This is a genomic window from Nostoc sp. UIC 10890, assembly GCF_054786515.1.
The window spans coordinates 1-1,215 of the sequence record NZ_JBSGKF010000168.1; the positions used below are offsets into that span (position 1 = coordinate 1).

Below are 1,215 nucleotides of genomic sequence, written 5' to 3' on the forward strand. Positions count from 1 at the left end.
TCGCTTTTGACATATTATGCTAATTTATCGATTTTTAAGCTGAATATTCTGACTTCTATAATGTTTTTATGATATTATTACAATATTACTTTATTCTCAGGTTATGCGATTACACCCATACTTGTAGGAGCATATTATAAGGGGAGTCAAATTATGCGTTCCAAGTCAAATAAACATAATTCTGCCAGTGTCACACTTCGCGTAGAACCAAAATATGTGAGTGATTTAAAGCTCTATTCACAGGTGGTTGGAAGAAATCAGTCTGAAATTCTGCGGGAATTACTTATATCTGCCCTCAACTCCATCCCTGAACATCAAAGAAGAGCTATGGAAATTATTGCTCAGTGCAGAACCTCTAACTGATTGCTCTCTTCTCACTTGTAGCTCTACTACAGCCCTCCTAAGAAAGTGAGGGTTTTATTAGTAGTAAGCAAATTTTTTTCCAACTACTAACACGAGCATAATCTCTGCAAATTCCTGGTACTTCATTAACCACACACCAAAAATACTTGTCAATATACATTGAAAAAACATTGGGATGCTAAGAGATTAATCTGCTCCCTAACTCCAGTGACGGCAATCCTAACTGATGTACTTAATCAAACCCGTGCCTCAATACTTGTCGGGTTTTGGGGAATTGGGTTTGGGGTAAGGGGAAAGAAAAAACCTTTAACCTTTTCCCCAAACCCAATTCCGAGTTCAAAATGCAAAACCCAAGCAGTATTGACCCGTGCCTGCCTAACTTCCGAACAGCGATCGCCTGGGCGTGGGCGGCTACGCCATCGCCCAGGCTCAAGCGCTTGAACTATCGTATCCAACCAGACTACTGCTTAACTTACACTTTTACGATCATGGCTATTCCAGCAGCCGAGTTAAAAATCGGGCAATCAGTAAGGTATTTAATCGGCACTCGAAGCGGTATGAGTGCAGCAATAACCGATATCAGCAAATCATCTCTTAGCATCAAGAATACTCATATCGTTACTTTGACTTTTGATGATGATTCACTACCAAATCACTTAAAAACACAACAACTAACTGTTTATGACGAATTGCTTGAAGGTTGTGAAATAATCACATTTTAAAAAATTAAAATTGGCAACAGCAACAGATACCGCGCACATTTGCCGCGACAAGTTGAAATTAATTAAAATACTAACTTGCTGGCTGATATAATCCCGTATTTTGGTTAAATTCCCACCCAACACCGGCTCT

General features: G+C 39.3%; 2 protein-coding genes. Both read left to right on the forward strand.

The annotated features are described in order from the left end of the window. Window positions 1–153: 153 nt before the first annotated feature. Window positions 154–363: a hypothetical protein gene (locus ACWATR_RS40170; protein WP_147262545.1), complete on the forward strand. Its 210-nt coding sequence runs from the start codon at window positions 154–156 to the stop codon at window positions 361–363. A gap of 341 nt (window positions 364–704) precedes the next feature. Continuing rightward, a complete protein-coding gene (locus ACWATR_RS40175; protein ID WP_460346011.1) occupies window positions 705–1,085 on the forward strand; it encodes a hypothetical protein in 381 nt (126 codons plus the stop codon). Window positions 1,086–1,215: the final 130 nt, after the last annotated feature.